The organism is Xylanibacter brevis ATCC 19188, from assembly GCF_000621725.1.
GTDB classification, from domain to species: Bacteria; Bacteroidota; Bacteroidia; order Bacteroidales; family Bacteroidaceae; genus Prevotella; species Prevotella brevis.
Genome location: NZ_JHXM01000001.1, coordinates 13297 through 39136 on the forward strand (window position 1 = coordinate 13297; position 25840 = coordinate 39136).

General features: G+C 53.0%; 17 protein-coding genes and 1 tRNA gene. 3 read left to right on the forward strand and 15 right to left on the reverse strand.

Annotation, left to right across the window (positions count from 1 at the left end; genetic code table 11):
- Positions 1 to 518 precede the first annotated feature (518 nt).
- The 3 genes from T433_RS15685 to T433_RS0100055 form a co-directional block, all read right to left on the reverse strand.
- A complete protein-coding gene (locus T433_RS15685) occupies positions 519 to 4325 on the reverse strand; it encodes a glycoside hydrolase family 31 protein (RefSeq protein WP_162164147.1) in 3807 nt (1268 codons plus the stop codon).
- Between the two features lie 194 nt (positions 4326 to 4519).
- Entirely contained in the window at positions 4520 to 6478 is a 1959-nt protein-coding gene (locus T433_RS14155) for a helix-turn-helix domain-containing protein (RefSeq protein WP_081778269.1), read from the reverse strand.
- 8 nt (positions 6479 to 6486) lie between these two features.
- Positions 6487 to 8295 carry an AMP-dependent synthetase/ligase gene (locus T433_RS0100055; RefSeq protein ID WP_027454370.1) on the reverse strand — a complete coding sequence of 603 codons (1809 nt, stop codon included), beginning with the start codon at positions 8293 to 8295 and terminating at the stop codon, positions 6487 to 6489.
- 195 nt (positions 8296 to 8490) lie between these two features.
- On the opposite strand from T433_RS0100055, the gene T433_RS0100060 reads away from it, so the two are divergent.
- Together T433_RS0100060 and buk are read left to right on the forward strand one after the other, a co-directional pair.
- Complete coding sequence (locus T433_RS0100060; RefSeq protein WP_027450662.1) at positions 8491 to 9387, forward strand: phosphate acyltransferase; 897 nt, start codon at positions 8491 to 8493, stop codon at positions 9385 to 9387.
- Positions 9388 to 9467: 80 nt separating this feature from the next.
- On the forward strand, positions 9468 to 10535 hold the full coding sequence (buk, locus tag T433_RS0100065; protein WP_027450663.1) for a butyrate kinase: 1068 nt from the start codon (positions 9468 to 9470) through the stop codon (positions 10533 to 10535).
- Between the two features lie 113 nt (positions 10536 to 10648).
- Here the strand turns inward: buk and gyrB are convergent, their stop codons facing one another.
- The 3 genes from gyrB to T433_RS16355 all read right to left on the reverse strand — a co-directional run bounded on the left by gyrB (position 10649) and on the right by T433_RS16355 (position 13310).
- Complete coding sequence (gyrB, locus tag T433_RS0100070) at positions 10649 to 12625, reverse strand: DNA topoisomerase (ATP-hydrolyzing) subunit B (RefSeq protein ID WP_027454371.1); 1977 nt, start codon at positions 12623 to 12625, stop codon at positions 10649 to 10651.
- Positions 12626 to 12777: 152 nt separating this feature from the next.
- Positions 12778 to 13029 (reverse strand): 30S ribosomal protein S20, encoded by a 252-nt coding sequence (gene rpsT / locus T433_RS0100075; protein ID WP_027450665.1) that lies wholly within the window; start codon positions 13027 to 13029, stop codon positions 12778 to 12780.
- 209 nt (positions 13030 to 13238) lie between these two features.
- Positions 13239 to 13310, reverse strand: a tRNA-Glu gene (locus tag T433_RS16355).
- A gap of 105 nt (positions 13311 to 13415) precedes the next feature.
- Between T433_RS16355 and recO the strand changes: the two genes are divergently transcribed.
- The gene (recO, locus tag T433_RS0100080; RefSeq protein ID WP_027454372.1) at positions 13416 to 14141 is read left to right on the forward strand and encodes a DNA repair protein RecO; all 726 of its coding nucleotides are present in this window, start codon (positions 13416 to 13418) and stop codon (positions 14139 to 14141) included.
- Between the two features lie 175 nt (positions 14142 to 14316).
- Here recO and ftsZ read toward each other — a convergent pair whose 3' ends face one another.
- The 9 genes from ftsZ to T433_RS0100125 all read right to left on the reverse strand — a co-directional run bounded on the left by ftsZ (position 14317) and on the right by T433_RS0100125 (position 25819).
- Positions 14317 to 15642 (reverse strand): cell division protein FtsZ, encoded by a 1326-nt coding sequence (gene ftsZ, locus T433_RS0100085; RefSeq protein ID WP_027450667.1) that lies wholly within the window; start codon positions 15640 to 15642, stop codon positions 14317 to 14319.
- A gap of 20 nt (positions 15643 to 15662) precedes the next feature.
- The gene (gene ftsA, locus T433_RS0100090; RefSeq protein WP_027450668.1) at positions 15663 to 17102 is read right to left on the reverse strand and encodes a cell division protein FtsA; all 1440 of its coding nucleotides are present in this window, start codon (positions 17100 to 17102) and stop codon (positions 15663 to 15665) included.
- A 24-nt stretch (positions 17103 to 17126) separates the two neighbouring features.
- Complete coding sequence (locus tag T433_RS0100095) at positions 17127 to 17858, reverse strand: cell division protein FtsQ/DivIB (protein WP_027450669.1); 732 nt, start codon at positions 17856 to 17858, stop codon at positions 17127 to 17129.
- Positions 17859 to 17865: 7 nt separating this feature from the next.
- Positions 17866 to 19242, reverse strand: a complete 1377-nt coding sequence (gene murC, locus T433_RS0100100; protein WP_027454373.1) for a UDP-N-acetylmuramate--L-alanine ligase — start codon at positions 19240 to 19242, stop codon at positions 17866 to 17868.
- Positions 19243 to 19249: 7 nt separating this feature from the next.
- Entirely contained in the window at positions 19250 to 20359 is a 1110-nt protein-coding gene (murG, locus tag T433_RS0100105; protein WP_428837363.1) for an undecaprenyldiphospho-muramoylpentapeptide beta-N-acetylglucosaminyltransferase, read from the reverse strand.
- Positions 20356 to 21672 (reverse strand): FtsW/RodA/SpoVE family cell cycle protein, encoded by a 1317-nt coding sequence (locus T433_RS0100110; protein ID WP_027454375.1) that lies wholly within the window; start codon positions 21670 to 21672, stop codon positions 20356 to 20358. The genes murG and T433_RS0100110 overlap by 4 nt, the downstream gene beginning before the upstream one ends.
- A gap of 9 nt (positions 21673 to 21681) precedes the next feature.
- Positions 21682 to 23013, reverse strand: coding sequence for a UDP-N-acetylmuramoyl-L-alanine--D-glutamate ligase (murD, locus tag T433_RS0100115; protein ID WP_027450673.1), 1332 nt, complete (start codon positions 23011 to 23013; stop codon positions 21682 to 21684).
- Positions 23010 to 24281 carry a phospho-N-acetylmuramoyl-pentapeptide-transferase gene (locus T433_RS0100120; RefSeq protein WP_027454376.1) on the reverse strand — a complete coding sequence of 424 codons (1272 nt, stop codon included), beginning with the start codon at positions 24279 to 24281 and terminating at the stop codon, positions 23010 to 23012. Before T433_RS0100120 ends, murD begins: the two co-directional genes overlap by 4 nt.
- Positions 24282 to 24364: 83 nt before the next feature.
- Positions 24365 to 25819, reverse strand: coding sequence for a UDP-N-acetylmuramoyl-L-alanyl-D-glutamate--2,6-diaminopimelate ligase (locus T433_RS0100125; RefSeq protein WP_027450675.1), 1455 nt, complete (start codon positions 25817 to 25819; stop codon positions 24365 to 24367).
- Between the last annotated feature and the right edge of the window lie 21 nt (positions 25820 to 25840).

Genomic DNA, 25840 nt, shown 5'->3' on the forward strand with positions numbered 1-25840 from the left:
CACGATCGAGCACATCTTTCAATTGGTCTTGTGTAATCATACTTCTATATAACTAAGGTTACTAACCCCACCCCCTGCCCCTCCCCTACAAGGGAGGGGAGAGAGGCGGCTTCCTCTGCGGTTCTTCCCTCCCTTCAAGGGGAGAGAGGCGGCTTCCTCTGCGGTTCTCCCCTCCCTTCAAGGGGAGAGAGGCGGCTTCCTCTGCGGTTCTTTCCTCCCTTCAAGGGGAGAGAGGCGGCTTCCTCTGCGGTTCTCCCCTCCCTTGTAGGAGAGAGAGGCGGCTTCCTCTGCGGTTCTCCCCTCCCTTGTAGGAGAGAGAGGCGGCTTCCTCCGCGGTTCTCCCCTCCCTTGTAGGGGAGGGGCAGGGGGTGGGGTCAGTATTGTTATTATTCATGTCTGCTTTCGTCTATTCGAAAAGTTTACTGCAAAGGTATAAAGAAGCGGGCGAACTGCCAAACAATTCGCCCGCTTTTTTGCTATATCGGTATCTTCAAGTTGTTGACTTAAAGGCGATGCGGTCATTTCAGGAGGTACTTCTTCTGCTGGCTCACGACGATGCGATGACGCGATGAAACCGGCAGTTTTTGTCCGTTCAGACCATAGAGAGACTGGTCGGTAGAGCAGATGGGCTTCTGGTGGGCCACCTCTATGCCACTGGCCGACGGGGTGCCGGGACGACGATAGAGGCGGAAGTTGTCTATCTTGAACCAGGTCTCGGCAGGCGCACCCTCGGTAGAGACGCCGATGGTGACGGGCAGACCGTCTTCGGGCTGTTCGAAATCCACCGAGATGGTCTGCATGGGATAGACATCACCACAGCCAGCGGTGCTGAGCTGACGGGCAAAGTAGCCTTTCTGACTACCGGCAAACACGTGCTGCAAGCCCAGGCGTACGGTCTCGTTAGAGCGGTTGCTAACCTGCATATCTACCGTCAGCGTGTAGTTGCCCTTGGGCAGGGTGGTCAGCGTCTGACTGACAGTGGGGGTCTTGGTGGCGGTACCATCCCACACACCGAAGATATAGCTGCCGTCGGTGGCCTGGGGATCGCCGTTGCCACCGCCTGTGTTCACGCCCCACCAGGTGGTCTCGCTGCTGACGGTCCAGCCCTGTGGTGCCACCATGTTCAGGGTCTTACCATCGGCCTCGAAGCTGGGATTCACAATCAGACTGGTCACATCCTCGGGGATGGTCTCGGTCTCGACAGTGTCTTTCAGGCTGACAACGAGTTGCTGACCGTCGTAGCTCACCTCCTGATCGTAGGTAGCAGCGGGCTGGTCGCCAAAGCCTTTCTGAGACGACACGCGAACCAGACGGAAGGTGCGCTGCTTCAACATGCCGGGGAACTCACCCTGACGGGCACCGATGGTGAGGGTCTGCGCGGCCTCGTCCCACACAAAGGGTATCTCGCTGCAGGCGCCCTGCTTATAACCATAGCCATCGAGCTCGTCTTCATAGAGGGTGAAGCGACCGTCGGCACCGGCATAGATGCGAATTTCGAGGTCGTCCCATGATTTCTCGTTGCTGTACTGCACCTCAGGACCGAAAGGCAGAATGGTGCCCGCTGGGATGTAGAGGGGCAGAATGTCTTGTGGAGCCGTGCGGAACAGGGTCTTACCACCTGCATGGGTAGCACCCGTCCAGAAGTCGTACCACAGACCGCGGTCGGCAGTGGCGGTGGGGAACTGCGGCAGATAGACGTTGCGACCGGCAGCACCATCGGTGACGATGGGCGCCACGAGGAAGCTGCGACCGAACATATACTGATCGACCAGACCTACACACTGGGCATCGTCTTCATAGGCCAGCGCCATGCCGCGCATGAAGGTATCATCGTTTTTCACCACTTGATGGGCGGTGCTGTAGAGATAGGGCAACAGGCGATAGCGCAGACGGATGTAGCGGAGGATATTGTTGTAGTCGCCCTGGGCATCGTCCTGAGCGCCAAACTGCCAGATCTCGCGGGGGGTGTTGTCGCCATGGAAGCGCATCATCGGGCAGAAGCACGAGAACTGCGTCCAACGGTCGTAGAGCGTGCGCCATGCGGGGTCGCCCACACCACCGTAGCTGCCAGTGAAGAATGCGCCGGTGTCGCTGTTCCAATAGGGCAAGCCAGACACGGAGAAGTTGCAGGCGGCAGGAATCTGGGCGGCCAGCGTCTGCCAACTGGAGGTGATGTCGGCACTCCAGATGAAGGCACCGGTGCGCTGCATGCCGGCAAAGGCCGAACGGGTGAGAATGCTAACGCGCTTGTCACTGAGCGTGGGGTCGGCCAGGTGATGGTCATAGACGCCTTCTACATGGCAGAGGGGGAAGGCATTACGCAGCGAACGGAAGGTGCGACCACTGAGACCAGTCACATAGTCGTAGTCGGTACCTTTATTACTGAAGTCGTCGGGTTCAGAAGAGTCGAGCCAAAGGGCATCGACACCCTTGCTCATAATGCCCTGAGAGAGGTAGTTCCAATAGCTATCGCGGGTGGCGGCATCATAGACATCGTAGGGACGGGTGGCCACAGTGGTGGGATAGCTCTGGATGGGAATGAGGCGACCGGCCTGCTGGTACTCCTGATACTGACGGGTGGCGGGACCGAAGTTGGCCCATACACTGATCATGAGCTTGGCATTCATGCCGTGCACCTCGTCGATCATGCGCTGATAGTCGCTATACTTGGGGTTGAGGAACTCCATGGCGTTCCAGTGGTTGTCATCGCCCCAGTACTGCCAGTCTTGCACCACGCAATCGAGGGGCACACGCAGCTCGCGGTATTTCTTCACCACGTCAATGACTTCCTGGGTGCTCTGGTAGCGCTGCTTACTCTGATAAAGACCGAAGTTCCACAGTGGAGGCAGCTGGGTGCTGCCGGTCATCTGGCGCCAAGCGTGAAGTACTTCGTCGGAAGTGGAACCCACGAGGACGTAGTAGTCGATGGCCTGACCGGTGGAGCTGAACATGGTACCAGCGGCATCGTCGGTGAACGTAGTGGGAGAATAGTTGTCCCAATAGAGGGCGTAACGCTTAGAAGAATATATATAAGGTATATGGATGCTGCGGTTGTCTTGTATCATGGTGGTGCTGAGACCGCGCATCGAGAGACGACCGTTCTGCAACTGTCCGAGACCATAGATCTGTTCGTCGTCGGCCAGGCGGAAGGTTTGCTTCAGCAGACAGGCATCATTGGGACCGTCGGCCTGAGCGGTGATGTTGGCAGCAAGCTCGGTATAGAGCTGTTCGCCGGTGGCACGATAGACGGTGACAACGGCATCGCCGAGATGATAGGTCAGACGGACCTTAGAAGTGGATAAAGTGACGGTTCCATCGGCTTCTGAGTGGGTGAAGGCTACATTGGCAGCAGCCGACTTCACAACGAGGCTGGGCTCTACGCGCGTCTCTTCGCCTACAAACTTGGTGATGCGCACGATGCTGTCGTTCATGAAACGAACGCGGATGGACATGTCGTCCCAACGGGCCAGCATACCATCAGCGGTGAACTGACAAGACACCTGACGACTGTTGGCGCGATACTGCTCCATGGCCTGCTGCAGGGTGGCTACGTCTTCACCGACGGTAGCATAGTTGCTGGTAGTAATGCCGTCGCAGATCTGCTGGGCAGCAGTGATAGCATCGCGGAGGTGATTTTTCACGGTTTCATCGGCAGGACGGCTTGTCAACAGCTCGTTGGCAGCAGTGATGGCATCCGTGAGTTGCTGGCGCATCTGCTGGGCCAAAGACTCGTGGGTGATGCCCAGCACCTGCATCAGCTCGGGATAGGCAGTGACCACAGCCATGTCGCTATAGTAATCGACATCGGTCACCGTACCATCGCTTCCTGTAGCGGTGAGGCCCATGGCAAGGATGAAGCCTGTGCCATTACTGTTGAGCACCATGCGCTCGCGGTTGACATCAAACCATGAGAACAGCGGATTGCCATTGCGCAGGTTCCACACAAACACGGTGCGCTCATCGGCAGTGGTGCACACGTGGTCGGGGGCCACCTGCGAACCGTGGTTGGTGCCGTTGAGCCACCACAGGTAAGCATCGGCGGTGCCGGTCTTCAACTGGCGCCCACTGACCACAAACCAATGTTCGGCTGGTGTGATGAAATACTTGCCGTCGCAGTCACCGCCCATCTTGAAGGCCACATTATTCTGGCCTGAAGCATGAACGGTGAACGACTGCTCATCATAAGAAAAAGCGCTCTGAGGCGCACGATTGTTGTCGGTCGACACATAATCGGCAGGCACAAACTGATAAGCTGATTGCGCTGCGATTGTGGACTGTCCGATAAGGACGACCGACAATGTTAATAGTAAATTGTTAAGTTTCATAGCTGGTAAAAATTTGATTGTTTTTCCTTTAAACCGCTGCAAAATTACTATGAAACGATGGAATACTCGGTCAACAAATGTTGATTTGAAGTGAAGAAATGAAGAAAGATGTGCGGCGTTGCCGCAAGATGAGAGGGGTGCGGCTGCGCCGCAAGATGAGAGGTGAGAGATGAGAGGTGAGGGTTTCCTTTTTTTTAATATTCGGAGGGTTTGCATCCAAATTCTTTTTGGAAGCACTTGCTGAAATAGCCGGGAGAGGAGAAACCGGCATACTCGGCAATCTCGGCTACGGACATGTTGCCCTCGCGAAGGAGGGCGGCGGCACGACGCAGGCGGATGCTGCGGATAAAGGCTACGGGCGACTGCTGGATCAGCGCGGTGAGCTTCTTGTAAAGTCCGGTGCGCTCCATGCAGAGGTCGGCAGCCAACTGCTCCACATGGTAATTGGGGTCGGCAATGTGCTGTTCGACCAGGGCGGTGGCTCGCGACATAAACTCCTTCTCCTGGGGTGTGGGCTCAGGCTCGGCACTGGCTTCCTGCTCGGAAGCGGGCTCACTGAGCATCACCATAGCAGCGGAGTGCTCATATTGGTTGACCTGCTCCACCAGGTTCTGGATGCGCAGTAACAGAAGCTGCTCGCGGTTCTGACGCTGCATCCGGCGACGGTAGAACAGGAAGGAGGCGCCTATCACCAGCGCCAGCGCCACCACATAGAGCACAAAGGCTAGAGGCGACTGCCACCAGGGGTAGTCGATGGTGAAATGGATGGTGCGGACATCGCGCTGGTTCCAGTTGTTGGGATTGGTAGAGGCCATCACCTCTAAAGTATAGTCACCGGGCGACAAGCTCATCAGGGGCAGATAGAACACGCCTTTGTCATCGACGAAATGACCGATGGAATCGGCAGAAATGGTATGCCAGCCTTGTTCGTCGCCCGAGAAGCGATAGCGATAGACGGTACTGCGAGGGCGCACATAGTTCATGGTGGAGAACTGGAAAGCTAGCGAGTTCTGACTATGGGAGAAATGGAGTTCATCGACATAGGGAGGTGTCACGGTGAGCAGTTCTTGCCCGTCGTAGCTGTGGCCTGGCAGCAGAGGCTGACCATGGAGATAGATGGTGGTGAGGATGGGATGGACCTCGATGTCGATGGGCTTGGTGTCGAACAAGCCCGACAGGGGCGAGGTGTAGAGGATGCCACTGTCGTAAGTGCCCAGCCACATGCCGCCTTCACGGTCGAGACAGACGGTGTTGACACCGGTAGAAAGCACGGTTCCATCGGGCAAACAGAGCTGACTGAAGAAGGTCTGTTCGGAGGTCTGGGGATTGATGCGCCAATAGCCAGAGGGAGCCGTGAGGTAGAGAATGCCGGAGGGTGTGAGCGTGAGGGTGTGAAGGGTGCGATCACTGCTGAGGATGGTGCGCCACTGACGGTGGTGTCGGTCGAACTCAAGCAGCACCGAACCGCCGGCACCAGTGCGCAACTGATAGAGACAACCGGCACCTGGCACCACCAGCGAGGTCCACTGATAGCGGGATACAGCCTCAGTGGGATAGGCCTGAGAGCTGAACAGCTGACGAGCACGACCCGTGAAGGCAACTAGCTGACCGGTGTCGAAAAAGGTATAGACGGTGTCGCCTACGGATACGACATCCTGCAAAAGGCCGGCTTGCGGGGGCAACTGCAGGCGGCGGGTGCCTGCTGCATTTCTAAGCATGCGCCCCTTCAACAGCCAGGTGTCGCCTGCTTCATCGATGAAGAAGTCGTCATCATGGTGCCAGTCGGCAGGGATAATCTGCCGCATGGTGGGCAGATGGAAACAATAAAGACGCTCATGCTGCTTCATCCAAAGACAGTCATGGGCGTCGGCAAAAAGATGGGTAGCCCCCTGATAAGCAGGAAGGGCCACCCATTGTGCGGTGTCGATGGTGAGCGAACTGAAGCGCTGGCCATCGTAGATATCTATGGTACGCGGCGTGATGGTCACCATTCGGCCGTCGTGGAGCTGAAGGAGCTGAAGGACACAGTTGTCACTGAGGCCGTTCTGCCGGTTCAACGTATAGAAATGCTGCTCCTGACTACTGGCTGACAGCGTCAGCACTGCAAATAGCAGAAGTCCGAGAAGGCGGGAACAGGACGAACGGGCGACCATCGTTGACACTACTCTGCGTACATGGCGTCGATTTCCTTCTTGTAGTTCTCGTTGAGCACGCGGCGCTTGATCTTCAAGGTGTTGGTGAGCTCGCCGCGCTCCATGGAGAATCCGTGAGGCAACAGGGTGAATCGCTTCACCTGCTCGTAGTGGGCCAACTGCTGCTGCAGGGTGTCGATGCGCTCCATCATCATCTGATAGATCTGCTGGTTGCGGCACAGGTCTTCACGATTGGCGAAGGCGATGTTGTGGGCACGGGCATAGTCTTCGAGCAACTTATACTCGGGGATGATGAGGGCTGACACGAACTTGCGCTGATCGGCAATGATGGCAATCTGGTCGATATACTTATCAACGAGCAACTTCGACTCGATCATCTGAGGCGCGATGTACTTGCCGTTAGAGGTCTTGAAGAGGTCCTTGATACGATCTTTCAGGAACAGCTCGCCATCCTGGATATAACCAGAGTCACCGGTGCGGAAGTAACCATCCTCGGTGAACGACTCGCGGGTGATGTCGTCGCGGTTGTAGTAGCCACGGGTGATGGTGGGACCCTTCAACAGGATCTCGCCCTCGCTGCTAATCTTGATGTCGATGCTATCGATGGGATGACCCACTGAACCGACGTGAAAGGGCTGACCAAGATGATCGCAAGAAACGGTGGCAAGACTCTCGGTGAGACCGTAGCCAACCACCATGTTCAGACCGATGGAATGGACAAATTCTTCGACATGAGCAGACACGGCAGCACCGGCTGTGGGGAAGAAATGAGCATTCTCAAGACCCAACTCCTTGCGAACGAGCGAGAAAACGGTCTTGTTGAGCATCTCGTACTCGAGGCGCAGAGCCAAAGGTGGCTGCTTGCCAGCGGCGAGATAGGTGATGTTATGCTTCTTACCTACGGCAAGGGCATGCTTGAAGAGGGTGCGCTGAACGGCACCGCTGCTCTCGATCTTCTCCTGTACGCCCTGATAAACCTTTTCCCAGAAACGGGGCACGCTGGACATACAGGTGGGATGGGTCTCGCGCATGGTCTTCTGAACCTCCTGGGGATAGGTGTTGACGATCAGACGGGCACCAACGGTGATGCAGAGGATCTTCCAGCCTTTCTCGAAGATATGGGTGAAGGGAAGGAAGTTGAGCACACGGTCGGCATCGGTGACGGGCACACACTTGTGGTTGGCAATCATGGCTGCATTATACTGACCCATGGTGAGGATAACGCCCTTGGAATCGCCTGTGGTGCCACTGGTGTAGAGGATGTTAGCAATATCATCCATGGTGGCCTCACGCTGCAACTGCTCGACAGCGGCCTGATGGGGCAATCCCTCGCCCAGACGCAGGAAGTCGGTAAACGACATCACGGTGGAATCGTTTTCAGGCAACTCTATAGAGGGGTCGAAAACAATGATGCGCTCGAGGGTCTTACAGGTAGCAAAGACACGACGGGTCTTCTCGTACTGATCCTTCTCGCCAACGAAGATGTAACGAATCTTGGCATCGTTGATCATGAACTGGATTTGCTGTTCAGAACTGGTAGCATAGAAGGGGATGGTGACGGCACGGATGCCCCAGGCACCAAAGTCGGTGAAGAGATACTGAACGGAGTTCTGTGAGAACACGCCGATGTTCTCCTGTACGCCAATACCCAAGCTGAGCATGGCATTCGACACCTGCTTGACAACGTCAGAGAACTGATTCCAGGAACATGACTTCCATGTCTTTCCACCAAAGTTTTTGTAAATAAGTGCCTCGCGGTCGCCGTACTTAGCTGCCACATCGTGCACGAGAACAGATAGATGACTGTTAATCTGCATAATCCCTAATAAGTAATAATTTCTTTAGTGCAAAAGTACTGCAAAATAATGAGACCACCAAATTTTAACAGGAAACAATGGCCGTAATTGCACTTTTTCGGGTGAAATGTGCAATCGTAATTATTTTTTTTGTATATTTGCCACTGAAAAGCTATCTTACAGCGATGTGATAGCTCTAACCTTATAGATAATAATATGAAGACCATTAACAGTTTTGACGAACTGGTAGAACATCTTGTAGAACGCCGCCAGAGAAAAAGGGTGGCAGTGGTTTGTCCAAACGATGTATCAACACTGACAGCCGTAACGAGAGCTGTGGACGAGGGTTTTATCGAGGCACTGCTCGTGGGATGCCACGAGGGTGTGGCGAAGCTGGTGGAATCATACGGTGAACACGCCAAACTGGTGGATGCAGCCACGCCGGAGGAGGCTGCTCTGAAAGCGGTGGAACTGGTGAGAGACGGACAGGCCGACGTGCTGATGAAGGGATTTCTGAACACGGACACGCTGCTGCACGCGGTGCTGAACAAAGAGAACGGCATCCTGCCGAAAGGACAGGTGCTGACGCATATCACCTGCGCTCAGGTGCCGGGACACCGCCGACTGATATACTTCACGGATGCAGCGGTGATACCCTACCCCAACAAGGTACAACGCGAGGCGCAACTGCGCTATGTGCTGGACACGTGCCGACGCATGGGCATCGAGACGCCACAAGTGGCACTGATCAACTGCTCGGAGAAGGTGAACGAGAGGACGTTTCCTTTCACGGTGGAATATAAGGAACTAATAGCGAAAGCTAACGAAGGGGCGTTTGGGGCATGCGTCATAGACGGACCACTGGACCTGAAGACGTCGCTATCACCGGCTGCCCTGCATAAAAAGGGCATCGAGTCGCCACTGGACGGTCAAGCCGACGCACTGATATTCCCCGACATACAGGCGGGCAACGTGTTCTATAAGACCATCACGCTGTTCTGCGAAGCCACGACAGCAGGTATCCTGCGCGGACCTATCGTGCCCGTGGTATTGCCCTCGCGGGGCGACAACGGCACGTCGAAATACTACTCGCTGGCGTTTGCTTCGGTGTAGTTGAGGGTTGAAGGGAGGATATGAAGGAAGTTAAAAGGAGAAGTTTTTAGGAAATAACAAAATAAAGAAAAGATAAAGATATGCTGATATTAGCCATTAATCCGGGATCGACATCAACAAAGATGGCGGTATTCGAAGACGAGAAACCCATGGTGCTGCGTAGCATCCAGCACTCGAACGAGGACCTAGCGGGCTTTGACGACGTCATCGAACAGATGGACTACCGGAAACAACTGATTCTGGACGAACTGAAACGTATCAACGTGCCACTGAAGTTTGACGCGGTGATAGGTCGCGGCGGACTGGTAAAACCTCTGGCCGGCGGCGTCTATGAGATCAACCAACGGATGCTGGACGACACGCACAACGGCATCGCCATGCACAACCACGCCTGTAACTTGGGCTGCCTGATAGCGCACGACATAGCAAAGGAGATACCTGGATGCCGCTCGTTTATAGCCGACCCCGGCGTAGTGGACGAGCTGAACGACTATGCGCGCATCAGTGGTTCGCCACTGATGAACCGCATCTGCATCTGGCACGCCCTGAACCAGCGGGCCATCGCACGCCGCTTTGCCAACGAGATAGGCAAACGCTACGAGGACCTGAACCTGATTATCTGTCACCTGGGTGGCGGTATCTCGGTGGCAGCACACGACCACGGGCGAGCTGTGGACTGCAACAACGCCCTCGACGGCGAAGGTCCCTTCTCACCGGAACGTGCCGGCAGTCTGCCTGCGGCCGACCTGATACGCCTTTGCTTCAGTGGGAAATACACCGAGAAGCAGTTGTTGAAACGGATTGCAGGAAAGGCCGGACTGAACGCACATCTGGGCACCAACAACGTGGTGGAGATTCAAGAGCGCATAGCCAATGGCGACAAGCATGCTGAACTGATACTGAATGCGATGATCTATCATATCGCCAAGAACATAGCAGGACTGAGCGCTGTGCTCTGCGGCAAGATAGACGCCATCCTGCTGACGGGCGGTATGGCACGCTCGGAATATATCATCAGCGGCATACGCGAACGCATCGAGTTTCTGGCGCCCGTGTATTGTTTCCCAGGCGAAGACGAACTGGAGGCGCTGGCACAAAACGCCTACGCCGTGCTGAAGGGTAAGCGCGAAGTAAAGACATACGAGTGAGACAAGAGGACTGAGCGGACTAAGCAGATCCGCCGCCTCAACTTCAATAAAACAAGAAAAGGACTGGTTTCGGCGATGAAACCAGTCCTTTTTCATATAATAGCTTTTTCTAATTATGCGTCGATGTTAGCATAGGTGGCATTCTTCTCAATGAACTCACGACGAGGCTCTACGTCATCGCCCATCAACATAGAGAATATCTCGTCGGCCTCGGCAGCATTCTCGATAGTCACCTGCTTCAGCAAGCGGTTCTCGGGGTTCATGGTGGTCTCCCACAACTGCTCGGGGTTCATCTCACCAAGACCTTTGTAGCGCTGGGTGTGCAGGGCTGAACTGTTCTCGTCACCTGCCACATACTTATCGATGAAGGCCTGACGCTGCTGCTCGGTGTAGCAGTACTCAGAGAACTTCTTGTAAGTACACTTGTAGAGGGGAGGTGTAGCGATGTAGAGGTGTCCACCCTGGATCACCTGAGGCATGAAACGATAGAAGAGGGTCATGATCAGCGTGTCGATGTGAGAACCATCGACGTCGGCATCGGTCATGATGATAATCTTGTCGTAACGCAGCTTGTCGATATTGGCATCCTTTGAATCCTCGCCATCAACACCGAAGCGAACACCGATACTCTGGATGATGTTCATCACAGACTCGGCCTCGAACACGCGGTGCCACTGCACTTTCTCTACGTTCAGGATCTTACCGCGGAGAGGCAGGATGGCCTGGAAGTGACGGTCGCGACCCTGCTTGGCAGAACCACCGGCCGAGTCACCCTCGACGAGGAAGATCTCGCAGGTCTTAGGATCCTTGTTTGAGCAGTCGGCCAACTTACCAGGCAGACCGCCACCACTCATAGGATTCTTGCGCTGTACGCTCTCACGAGCCTTACGAGCGGCGATACGGGCTGTAGCAGCCAGGATGACCTTCTCACAGATGGTGTGGGCCTCCTTAGGATGCTCCTCGAGGTAGTTGTTCATAGCCTCGCCCACTGCCTTCTGTACAGCACCGTTCACCTCGCTATTACCCAGCTTGGTCTTGGTCTGTCCCTCGAACTGAGGCTCGGCAACCTTCACAGAGACAATGGCAGTGAGACCCTCGCGGAAGTCGTCTTGTGCTACCTCGATCTTGGCCTTCTCAATCTGCTTGCGCAGCTGGTCGTCATCGTCGGCGTACTTCTTCAGCGCACGGGCCAACGCAATACGGAAACCAGTGAGGTGGGTACCACCCTCGATGGTGTTGATATTGTTGACGTATGAGTGGATATTCTCAGAATAGTCGCTGTTGTAGAGCAAAGCCACCTCGATGGGCACACCATCCTTCTCGGTCTTCAAACAGATAGGATCGCCAATGATAGAGGTGCGGTGACGATCGACGTAGCGAACAAACTCCTTCAAGCCTTCCTTGGCATGGAACACCTCGGGCTCGCGCAGCTTGCCTTCCTCGTCGGGACGCAGGTCGGTCAGCGTGATGGTGATACCGGCATTCAGATAAGCCAGCTCGCGCATACGCTTTGCGATGATGTCGTACTTGTATTCTGTGGTGGTGAAGATAGAACCATCGGGCCAGAACTGCTGGCGTGTACCGGTCTTATCCGTATCTCCTACGATCTTCACGTCGTAGAGGGGCTTTCCCTTCTCGTATTCCTGCTGGTAGATATGACCATTGCGGAATACCTGCGACTTCATATGGGTAGAAAGGGCGTTTACGCAGCTTACACCAACACCGTGCAAACCACCAGACACCTTATAAGAGCCTTTGTCAAACTTACCACCAGCGTGAAGCACGGTCATTACCACTTCGAGGGCAGACTTATGCATCTTCTCGTGCTCGTCAACTGGGATACCACGTCCATTATCCTGGACGGTGATAGAGTTATCTTCGTTAATAGTTACTTCGATATGAGTACAATAACCAGCCATGGCCTCGTCGATAGAGTTATCGACGGTCTCGTTCACCAAATGGTGAAGACCCTTCTCGCTGATATCGCCGATATACATAGCAGGACGCTTGCGCACGGCCTCCAATCCCTCAAGCACTTGAATATTACTTGCGGAATAATTTTGCTGTTCTTGCTGTAATTCTTCTGACATATTTCAAAAAAGCTTTATAGGGTGCAAAATTACATAAAAAAAGTGACTTAAGCGAATAAAATATATAATATTTTAGACTTAAAAAAACAAAAAAATCCGCATAAACAAAATTGTCTATGCGGACTGTATCGAATACTCTATTATTGTTTCTCTTAGAGCTTGTTCACGTGGAGAGCGAGGCTTGACTTCAGGTTTGAAGCCTTGTTCTTGTGAATAACGTGAGTCTTTGCCAGCTTATCCAGCATCTTCTGAACTTTGGGGAAGAGAGCAACAGCCTCATCCTTGTTAGTCATAGCGCGCAGCTTGCGAACTGCGTTACGCATGGTCTTGGCATAGTACTTGTTGTGCAGTGCCTTTTTCTTGTCCTGGCGAATTCTCTTCACCGATGATTTGTGGTTTGCCATTTTTTAAATTAAAATTTAATTGTTATTAAAGCTTATGGGTCTTACGCCGCTAAAGCAGCCCTGGGCGGATTTGATTAGTTGTCTGTTCTCGGTTCATAACGGTGTGTTACTGACCAATCCCTTAACTAAAAAAAATCCTCCGCCACCCCTTCCTAGCTTTCACCAGTAGCACATCACTGTGCAGATGACGGATTTAACCTTTTTCTTTGTAGTCCCTAGGAGAGTCGAACTCCTCTTTAGAGAATGAAAATCTCTCGTCCTAACCGATAGACGAAGGGACCAGACGCCTTTTAAGCGGGTGCAAAATTACTGCTTTTTTCTGGTTCCACCAAATTTTCTTCAATAAAAATGCATTTTTCTCTCGTTTTTTTTCTAATTTTGCCCCAATGTTTACAAAAACGCAGGCTATTGTGCTTCATACAGTTAGGTATGGCGACCAGAAACTTATCGTGGATATGTTCACGCGCCAGGCAGGGCGAATGTCGTTCTTCATACGGCTGCCCAAGACGGCGCATGGGAAGATGAAAAAGCAGCATTTTCAGCCGCTATCCCTGTTAAACATCGAGAGCGAGATACGTCCTAACGAGCAATTACAAAGGTTGAAGGAGGTGAACTTCCTGATGCCCCTACCCTCTCTTCACGGAGATCCCTCCAAGATGGCCATCAGCCTGTTCACCAGCGAGTTCTTGTCGCATGCTTTGCGAGACGAGCAACAGAACGAGCCGCTGTTCGACTATATCCGTTCGGGCATCGAATGGCTGGACAGTTGCCAAAAGGACTACGCCAACTTCCACCTGGTATTTCTGATGCACCTCACGCGTTTTCTGGGTTTCTACCCAAACATCAGCGACTATAACGATGGCGACTACTTCGACCTTCGTGCTGCGGTGTTCTGCAAACAGCCCCCAGTGCATCGCGACATCTTGCTGCCACAGGAAGCCCGCCTCATTCGTACGATGATGCGCATGGACCTGGGCACGATGCATCTGTTCCAAATGTCGCACGAGGATCGCAACCAACTGCTGGACCATCTCCTGCTCTACTATCGCATTCACCTCCCGTCATTCCCCGAACTTCGTTGTCTCCCCATACTCCGCGAACTCTTTAAATAGGGCATCTCCTTTTCTATACAGTCCAAACAGTCACCTTATTCTGCCCGTTTAGCAATGCAAAAGAGCTACTTTTACGTCCTAAAACCATTACCTTTCCCCCGCAAAAGCAAAAAAAAAGCCAGGCCACTAAACAGATGCTCAGCAGCCTGGACGCGAAATAAAACAGCACTACGGCTTAAACAAAACTAATGACGCCCTGCTGGAAATCCACCTGATTGGGCGTTTCGGGTGTTTGCGCAGGTGCTGGATTGCCAATGCTGGCCAGCACTTCGCGAGTACGTTTGTATGTAGGTGTCGACTCTACAGCCGAGATTACATCGTCATTGTCAAGGTCTTCGGGACCGAAAATATAAATATTAGGACGGCGCTTGCGAATCTTCTGGTTGTCGCTTTCGCTATAGTAGAGTCCACGACGCTCCTCACGCTTGGCAGCACGCTCCTGCTCTTCGGCAATGCGGTTGGCCTCTTCGCGCGTCTGCTGCTTCAGCATGCGCTCTTCCATGCCGTCCACATTCTGCACACCGAAGCCCGTGGCCAGGATGGTCACCTTCACCTTCTTGCCCAGATCGGGATCGATAGCCACACCCCACTTGATTTCGAAGTCGCCAAACTTGTCCATGAACTCATGCACATAGTTCATCTCCTCCATCATGAAGTTGTCCTTCGAGTCCTTCTGGTGACTGAACGAGATATTAAGCAGAATCTTCTTAGAGTTGAAAATATCGTTGTCGTTAAGCAGCGGTGAGTTCAGCGCATCCTCGATAGCCTTCTTCACACGATCCTCGCCTTCGCCATAACCCGTTGACATGATAGCCACGCCACCATCCTGCAGCACGGTCTTCACATCGTTGAAGTCGAGGTTCATCGTACCATGCAGGGTGATAATCTCGGCAATAGACTTGGCAGCCACCGACAGAGTGTCGTCGGCCTTACCAAAGGCGTCGAGGAACGACAGGTCAGGATAGATCTCACGCAGACGTTCGTTGTTGATAACCAACAGAGCATCAACGTGCTTATGCATCTCTTCCACGCCATCCAGTGCCTGGTCGATCTTCTTATTACCTTCGAAGCGGAAAGGAATGGTGACAATACCTACGGTCAGGATGCCCATCTCCTTAGACACACGAGCGATGACAGGTGCAGCACCAGTACCGGTACCACCACCCATACCAGCGGTGATAAAGGTCATGCGAGTGCCGTCGCTCAGCATCTGACGGATCTGATCGATGCTTTCCTCGGCAGCTGCACGAGCCTTTGCAGGACGGTTGCCGGCACCAAGACCCTCGCTACCCAACTGCAACTTCACGGGTACAGGCGAGTCGTTGAGGGCCTGATTATCGGTGTTACATACCACGAAGGTCACATCGTGAATACCTTCCCTATACATGTGATTAACAGCATTGCCACCGCCACCGCCAACGCCGATGACTTTAATAATGCTATGACGCTCTTCGGGGATTCCGAAGTCGAGTATCTCGTTTGATTTACTGAATTCTAACATGGTCTCTTCGTTTTTTGAGGTTATTCATCTTCGGTTAACTTCTGGAAGAAACGGTTAAGTTTCTTGCCGAACTTATTCAGCGCACTGTTCTCCTTACGTCTTCTGCGCTCTTCCTCTTCTTCTTTTTCACGTTCGCGTTGAGCAGCACGTTCCTCTTCCTCTTCCTTTCTGAGGCGCTCTTTTGCAGCAAGCGCTTCCTCCTGAGAAGAACGGATCACGCCCCCTTCCAACTCATGAGGCTGACGGGGACGACGGTCAAGACCAGTAGGCTGTGGAGCGCTCTGGCCCTCGAACAGGTCGCCATTAGGATCAATAAAGTTGCCAGCACAGTTCAGGTCGCCCTTAGCCAGGAGTCCCAAGACGGTGTTATACATGCCGTTGCGAGCCTTGATAGCCTCGTTAGCCGAGTTGATGGTCATCGTCACGAACTTAGCCACGCGCACCTTCTCGATGTGGGTGTACATGGTGAAGGCATGCTCTATGTTCTTCATGTTAGCGCCACCACCCGTCAGGATGATACCGCCCAACAGTTTATCGTAGTATTCTGCAGGAATCTGATAACGTACGTTCTCGATGATCTCCTCTACGCGTCCCTCTACAAGTTCAATAAACTGGCGGCTGTCCACCTGTCTGTCGGCGCTGATAGAGTACTTCAACGTAGGATCAATATCGCCATTGTCTGTATAGGCCGAGGCATATTTCAACTTCATCTGCTCGGCCTCGCTGTCTTCCATCTGCAGCGAAGTGATATCCTTTGTGATATTGTTTGAGCCCAAAGGAATAACAGCCAGGTGGCGAAGCACATTCTTCCAGAACACAGAGACCGTAGTGGTATCGGCACCGATATCCACCAAAGCACATCCCGAACGCTTCTCGGCCTCGGTCAGCACGGCATTAGCCAGGGCCAAGGGAGCCAGATACATCTCTGCCACATTGATCTGTGCAGACTCAAAACACTTGTTCAGGTTTTCGAAGAACGACTTACGTTCCAGGATATTCAGGAAGTTTCCTTCCAAGTGTGCAGCACGGATACCCACGGGATCCATCTGCAACTGCGAGTCAACGCGGTACTCCTGCTCTGCCACATCCAGGATCTTCTGATCTGGATAGTCCAGTGCACGGTTCTCGTCCATCAGCTGCACCACCATCTCCTGTGTGATGATGCCGTCGTCGGGCAGTTCCTTTACCACCGTATTGCGCACGCTACGAATAGACTGGCCGCCCACACCCACGAAGACCTGTGTGATACGGGTCTTCAGCTGGCCTTCCAGTTTTTTAATAATGCTTGTCAGACATTGAGCCGTCTTGTCGATGTTGTAAACAACACCCTTGCGGATAAATGCAGACGAGTCTTCGTTCACCATCGCCAGCACACTGATGCTGCCGTCAGGTTTCTTTTGTCCTGCAATGCCCGTCACCTTCGATGAACCGAGCTCAATTGCAATAATAAAATCTTTAATTTCAGCCATACTGTTTTATCTGTTTTATTTTCGCTTACAAATAATCTGATTATCAAACTCCACGTTGATGCGCGAGTAGCGGTTCCATCCGGCCTGGTTCAAACCATAGACGTAGAACTTCCACAGTCGGTCCAACTTCGTGCGGAGGTTGGTTGGCTGTCCTATATATATAATATGGTCGCCCACACGCGGCACCATCTCAATGGTACCATCGGCCAACACGTTCAGTTGTACGATCTGGTCGTTCCAGAACTCGTCCTTGCGCAGAATATTAGCCACTGGCCCCAACACTTTCTCGCCATATTTCATACTGATATGGCCAGTAGCAATCAGCAGGTTGCACGAATAGTCAGTGCGAGGCATGCGCTGGCCGCTGCTGTCGAGGAAATAATCGTCGCCATTGTCGCCCATCACCCTGATGACGGGGATGCGCTGTTTGATAATGACGTGCACCATCCCATCTTGTGCTTTATAGCATTCTGCGCTCTCCACCAGATCTTTTGATGCCAGTTTCTCCTCAATAACCCTCGTGTTCACCTCGCTCATCATCCGTCCTTGCGGGTTCAACTGGTCCACCGTCAATATGTTTCTCACGTCCTCGACGGTCAAGAACCCCACGTCTCCCTCCTGGGCAATCTCAATCTTCACGCCCTTGCACATGGTGTCTGGGCCTTCCGGATTCCTTTGCATGGCGAAAACGAATACCAGATAGACCGCTATCAAGAGGCTGAGAAGGATGATGACGACTTTCTTCATACGTGTATTATAATCTTGCTTTAAGTATCTCGGCGATCTCAGGCACCTGAGCATCCAGGTCGCCGGCACCAAGGATAATCAACACATCGAAATCGCGACTCTTGATCATGGGAAGCACATCCGACTTGTTCACCAGATGTTTCTCAACGCCAGGAGCCAGGCGATCGTAGATCAACTGCGAGGTGACACCTTCGATAGGCAACTCACGGGCAGGATATATCTCGGTCAGGATGACCTCGTCCAACTGACTCAGCGCCTCGGCGAAGTCCTGATAGAAGTCGCGGGTACGGGTGTAGAGGTGTGGCTGGAAGATGGCTGTGATATGACGTCCCTGATAGAGCTGACGAATGCTGCGTGCACTCTGGTAGATCTCTTTGGGATGATGTGCATAGTCTGAAAGGAACACCAGCTTGTCGGTCTTGATCTTAAAGTCGAAACGACGATCCACGCCACCATAGGTCTTCATGCCCTGGCGCAGTTCTTCGGCCGTGCAACCAGCCAACTGTGCCATGGCCATGGCTGCCACGCCATTCTCCACGTTGATGGGAATGGGATGTCCCAGCTGCACATCCTTCACCGACTCGATGGGAGAGATGAAGTCGAACGTGATCTCTCCATTCTCTATTCGGATGTTCTCTGCATGGAAGTCACCCTCGTTCAAGGCGTAGTCATAGCGCTTCACGCCATCCTGCAGATGCTCTTTCATCTCCAAGTCACGGTGAATGATCAGTGCACCACCCGGCTGAATCAGTTCGGTGTAGTGACGGAAGCTCTCCAGATAAGCCTCTTTGGTGCCGTAGATATCAAGATGGTCAGGGTCGGTGGCCGTGATCACCGTCATCCAGGGCGAGAGCCAGTGGAACGAACGGTCGAACTCGTCGGCCTCGATCACCACATACTCTGAATCGCTGACAATATAGTTGGTGCCATAGTTCTTGGTGATACCACCCAGGAACGCATTACAGTCCTGACTGCTCTGATGCATGATATGAGCACACATGCTCGATGTGGTGGTCTTTCCGTGTGTGCCGGCCACGCAGAGTCCTTTCATCTGGCGGGTCAGCGTGCCCAACACCTGTGCACGTTTCTGCACCTCAAAACCATTTGTCTGGAAATAGACCAGCTCTTTATGCTCTGCTGGAATTGCCGGGGTGTACACCACCAGACAATGCTCACGGTCCTTACATGCAGCAGGAATAGCATCTACGTTCTCTTCATAGTGAATCATAGCGCCCTCTTTCTCCAACTGCCTGGTCAGATCCGATGGCGTCTTATCGTAGCCGGCAACCACCAGGCCACGATGAATAAAGTAGCGCACGATAGCACTCATACCAATGCCACCGGCACCTACAAAATAGACGGCTTTTATATCTTTTGCTTCCATTATTTGATTATTTTTTTTCTGCTAACTTCAGTACCTCTTTGGCGATGATCTCGGCCGAGTTGGGCAATGCCAGCTTCAGCACATTCTCGCTCAGGCTCTTCAGGCGCGCATCGTCAGCGACGGTCTTTAAGGCCAGAGGAATCAGTTTCTCCTGTGCCTCTGCATCCTTCACAAACAGGGCGGCACCACGGTTCACCAGTGCCATCGCATTCTTCGTCTGGTGGTCTTCAGCCACATTCGGGCTGGGCACCAGGATGACGGCCTTTCCTATCAGGCAGAACTCAGAGATAGAACTGGCACCGGCACGGCTGATGACCAGGTCGGCAGCTTTATAGGCAGCAGCCATATCACTGATAAAGTCCATGACACGCAGGTTCTCGGGCTGGCCTTTCTCCTTCAGTGTCTCAGCTATCTGAGCACTGTAGTACTTACCGGTCTGCCAGATAAACTGCACGCCTGACTGGGCAATCTCGTCCAGATGCTGCAGCACACTCTCGTTGATGGTGCGAGCGCCCAGACTGCCGCCCACCAGCAGCACCGTCTTCTTCTCCTGACTCAGTCCGAAAGACTTCAGAGCCTCCTCACGCGTCACCTTCGAATCGAGCAAAGCCTGACGCACGGGGTTACCCGTCATCATGATCTTCTCTGCTGGGAAGAAGCGCTCCATGCCCTCGTAGGCCACACAGATCTTCGATGCCTTCTTGGCCAACAGCTTATTGGTGACACCAGCATAGCTGTTTTGCTCCTGTATCAGACAAGGAATACCCATCGAGGCAGCCTTGTTCAACGTAGGACCGCTGGCATAGCCACCCACGCCTACAGCCACCTGCGGCTGGAAGTCACGGATGATGGCTTTGGCCATGCGCTGGCTCTTCCACACGTGGTAGAGCACCTTGATGTTCTTTAATAAGTTCTTACGGTCGAAACCCATGATGGGCAGACCCTTTATCTCGTAGCCGGCCTGTGGCACGCGCTGCATTTCCATTCTTCCCTGTGCGCCAACAAACAATATCTTTGCATCAGGACAAAGTTCACGAATAGCATTAGCAATAGAGACAGCGGGAAATATATGTCCTCCTGTTCCACCTCCACTGATGATGATTCTTGGCTGTTTCATGATTCTTCCAATTCGCTAGTTATTTTCAAACGACTTTTCTTTTCACTCTTACCGTTCTCCTCACGACGCTTGGCCGAACGGCTCACGCTCAGGATGGCACCGATATAGGCACAGTTGATGATGGTCGATGTACCACCGCGCGACACCAAAGGTAGCGGCTGACCTGTGACAATGCCGAAATCGACAGCCACACACATGTTAATGGCCGCCTGGAACACCAGCAGCATGGTCAGTCCCATGATGAGGAACGCCGGGAAGTTGTTCTCACACCGACTGGCTATTCGTGCCGCCCTAAACAGCAATATCACATAAAGGAACACCACTGCGATGGCACCTCCTATGCCCATCTCTTCGATGATGATGGCAAAAATAAAGTCGGAATAAGCCTGCGGCAGATAGTCGCGTTCCTCCGAGTTGCCAGGTCCCTTGCCTACTATGTTAGACGAAGCGATGGCCAGGTTCGAGTGTGTCACCTGATAGTTCTTATCAGTCACCTTATACTGGGCTGCCTCCACATTCTTGTTCTCGTCCTCACCGGCAATACGGTTTTTCCAAGTCCAGAAGCGGTGGGTCAGTCTGTCCCAACCAGACTTTTCCTCCTTTGCCTTCTGCTTCTTGACCAGTTCCAGATTGCCCGCTTTCTGCGCAGCCTCCAGTTCCTTACCCTCGCGGTCGAGCTTCGACAAAGAGAACACCAGGATCAGGAAGCCTGCCACGATGAGCAGCAGCACACCCGTGAGCTTACCCATCTGAATCATTGGCACGCGGGCTATGAACATCATCAGGTAGATCACCATGAAGAGCAGCACCGCCGTTGACAGGTTCTCTATACCAATCAAGGCGACAGCAGGAACCGCCATAATCAGCACATATTTCATGGCCAGCGGATCGGCGCCCGAGCCATCGGGCTTCTGCATGGCACTCAGCACCTGAGCTGCGGCCAGCACCAGCGTGCCCTTGGCAATCTCAGACGGTTGGAAGGTGAATCCCGGCAAGGGTATCACACGGTTGGCACCATTAATGCTCTGACCGCCAAACAGCACCCATATCAGCGTGGCATAGGTCACCAACAGGAGCATGGGTGTGATGAGTTTGAAGTAACGGCATGGAATGTTCAGAATAACGATAGTCACCATCAGTCCGATCAAGATCTTGCTGACGTGTCCCAGGATAGGTCCCAGATAGCTCTGCGAATGATACGTCAGCGTGCTCGAAGCCGAAAAGACCTCGACGATACTGATGATGCAGAGGAACAGGAACACCGTCCATATTCCCTTGTCACCTTTAAACAGATTTCCTATCTTCTTCTCCATTCCTTATGATTATAAGCTTCTAACCAGTTCTTTGAACTGTTCTCCGCGGTCCTCCATGTTCTTGAAGAGGTCGAACGACGCGCAACAGGGCGACAGCAGCACTGTCTCGCCAGTCTTGGCCAACTCGTAGCAGGCTGCCACACAGTCTTTCATAGAGTGCGTGTCGCGCACGGGGATGCCCAGGCTGTCGAAGTTGTCGTGCAACTTCTGGTTGTCGGCGCCCAGATAGACCAGTGCCGAGCACTTCTCTTTCACCAGTGGCTTGATAGGATCATAGTCATTACCCTTATCCTTACCACCCAGGATCAGCACCACCTTGGTCTTCATCGAGTCGAGGGCATACCAGCAGGCATCCACATTCGTAGCTTTCGAGTCGTTCACATACTTCACGCCACGAACGGTAGCCACCTTCTCCAGACGGTGTTCCACACCGGGGAACTCGCTCAGCGACTTGCGTATCACCTCTTTCTTGATACCAGCGATATCACCAGCCAGTCCGGCTGCCAGCGAGTTGTAGATGTTATGGCGTCCCGTCAGGCTCAGCTGTTCCTGTTCCATGTTGAAGGGCTCTGGCTTCTCCAGCACATATTTTCCTTCTTCAATATAACCGATACTACCCTTTTCCTTCAGTTCAGAGAAAGGATACTGGATAGCCTTGATATCATATTTCTTCAGTTCGCGACTGATGATGGGGTCGTCGTTCCAATAGATGAAAGCATCCTCGGCCGTCTGGTTCTGCAGAATACGCATCTTAGCATCCACATAGTTCTGCATCTCGAAATTATAGCGGTCCAGGTGGTCAGGTGTGATATTCAGCAGGATGGCAATGTTGGCACGGAAGTCATACATGTTGTCCAACTGAAACGAAGACAGTTCGATGACATAGTAGGCATGAGGCTCCTCGGCCACCTGCAATGCCAGCGAATTACCGATGTTACCAGCCAGGCCCACATCATAGCCAGCCTCCTTGAAGATATGATAGATCAGAGAGGTCGTGGTGGTCTTACCGTTAGATCCCGTGATACAGATCATCTTAGAGTTTGTATATCTTCCGGCAAACTCAATCTCACTGATGATGGGAATCTGGCGGTCCATTGCCTTCTTCACCATGGGTGCTGTCTCAGGAATACCTGGGCTCTTGATAATCTCATCGGCATTCAGTATCTTCTCCTCGGTGTGCTGTCCCTCTTCCCATACTATCTGATGGTCGTCGAGCATCTTCTTATAGCGCTCACCAATGCGTGACATGTCTGAAACGAACACGTCAAAACCTTCTTTCTTTGCCAGCACAGCAGCTCCTGCGCCACTTTCACCTGCACCAAGTACTACAATTCTCTTCATCGTATCTTCAATGTTATAATCGTTAACGCTGCCAGGATAATCGTTGTTATCCAGAAGCGGATAGTAATCTTTGACTCATGGAACGGGCGGTGGGGCCATCCCTTCAGGATATAGCGCGATGTCTGATCCAACTGCGAGTCTAGTTTTCTAAAGTTATCGTGTATCGGCGTGGCACGGAACACGCGCACGCGCTGACCTTTTTTCTTCATGAGTTTGAACCACTGTGTCTGGATGATCACACTGAGGCTCTCCACGAAGAAGATGCCACAGAGGATGGGCAACAGCAGTTCCTTGTGAATGATCACGGCAGCCACACCAATCACACCACCAATGGTCAGCGAACCGGTGTCGCCCATAAAGATCTGGGCGGGGAAGGCGTTGTACCACAGAAAACCGATCATGGCACCCACAAAGGCCGACAAGAACACCACCAGTTCCTCACTGTGAGGAATAAACATGATGTCGAAATAGGAGGCGAAGCCCACGTGCGACGACACATAGGCCAGGATGCCCAGCGCCACACCGATGATGGCCGAGTTGCCGGCACACATACCGTCCATACCATCGTTCAGGTTGGCACCGTTAGAAACGGCCGTCACCACCAAGATAGTCATGGCCACAAACAGGATCCAGCCTGCTGCCACCTTATGTTTGCCCACGAACGACATGATCTCTGAGTAGCTCAGGTTATGATGCTTGGTGAAAGGCACCGTTGTCTTCAGCGACTTATGCGCCTTGGCCTCATGTTTCACCATCTCCATCTTGTTCTTCACGGGTGTCGAGATATTCTCCCTCATCACCACGTCAGGGCTCAGGTAGAGCGTCAGTCCCACGATAAAGCCAATAGACACCTGTCCTACAATCTTATATTTACCTTTCAGGCCTTCCTTGTTTCTGCGGAAGATCTTGATATAGTCGTCCATGAAACCCAGGAAGCCCAGCCAAATGGTGGTGATCACCATCAGGATGAGATAGATATTCCTGATACGTCCCAACAGCAGCACCGGCACCAGGATAGAGACGATGATGATGATGCCGCCCATGGTGGGCACACCCTTCTTCTCTACGCCAAAGGGATCGATGGCCGGATCGCGCTCGGTCTCGAAAATCTTGCGGCGCTTCATCCATTTGATGAAGAACTCGCCAAACCATGCCGAGATGACCAGCGACAGGATCATGGCCAGCAGGGCACGGAAGGAGATGTAGCTCCACAGGTGCGCCCCTGGGATGTTATACTGTTCTAAAAATCTAAAGATATAATATAGCATATCAATTCAATGTATTCGTTATTTCATAATATCGTTGTCTCTTGGCTCGTCTTGCCGACTGTCTGCGTCAGACTCGCGGAAGATCAGATGCCAAAGATTTCTCTCACCACCTCACGGTCGTCAAAATGGTGCTTCACGCCCTTCACCTCCTGGTAGTCCTCATGGCCCTTACCAGCTATCAGGATGACGTCGCCCTTTTCAGCCAGCATCACTGCGGTCTTGATGGCCTCCTTACGATCTACGATGCTCACCACCTTCTTCATCTGCTTCTGGTCAAGACCTGCCAGCATATCGTTGATGATATCCTGTGGCTCCTCAAAACGAGGGTTATCGCTGGTGATAATCACACGGTCGCTCTGCTTCACGGCTTCCTGCGCCATCAAGGGGCGCTTACCCTTGTCGCGGTTGCCACCGGCACCACACACGGTGATGATCTTACCTTCTTTGCCGTCCATCACCTCGTGAATGGCCTTCAGCACGTTCTCCAGGGCATCGGGCGTGTGGGCATAGTCAACCACTGCCGTAAATCCTTCGGGCGAGTGGATGGGCTCCAATCGGCCAGCCACGCTCTTCAGGGTGCTCAGCACCAGCAGGATATCCTCGGGCTTCTGACCCAGCATCACGGCAGCGCCATAGACAGCCAGGAGGTTGCTCACATTAAACTTACCAATGAACTGTACGCCCACCTCACGGCCATCTACCTCCAGGTACATGCCTTCGAAGTGGCATTCGATGATGCGACCACGGAAGTCGGCCATCTGTCGTGTAGAATAGGTCTTCACCTCAGCCTTGGTGTTCTGCACCATGAACATGCCGTTCTTATCGTCGGCATTGGTGATGGCGAAGGCATCCTTGGGCAACATGTCGAAGAACTGCTTCTTGGCGTTACGGTAGTTCTCCACCGTCTTATGATAGTCCAGGTGGTCGCGTGTCAGATTGGTGAACAGACCACCGGCAAACTTCAGTCCACCGATGCGCTGCTGGGCGATGGCATGACTCGAACACTCCATGAACACATACTGACAACCGGCATCCACCATGCGCTTCAGCAGGCGGTTCAGTTCGATGGGATCGGGCGTGGTATGACTGGCAGGCACTGCCTCGTCCTCGATATAGTTGCATACCGTTGACAGCAGACCGCACTTGTAACCCAGCTTGCGGAACATATTATATAATAAGGTGGCGATGGTTGTCTTACCATTAGTACCCGTCACGCCCACCAGTTTCAACTTCGACGTAGGGTCACCCTGAAACGTTGTGGCCACAGGTCCCACGGCAGCCTCGGTCGAAGCCACCTGTACGTAGCACACCTGTGGGTTCAGCTCTGCAGGCATGTCCTCGCAAAGCACAGCCGAAGCGCCCAGCTCAATGGCTTTGGGAATATACTGATGACCATCAGTTTGTGTACCCTTGATAGCCACAAACAGATGACCGGCAGCAGCTTTGCGCGAGTCGATATCGATATCCACGATGTCGATATCGGCATTGCCTTCCACCTTGATTACTGCAATACTCTTGATAATGTCTTTCAGTTTCATATCTTGTTCTTCTTTTTTTTC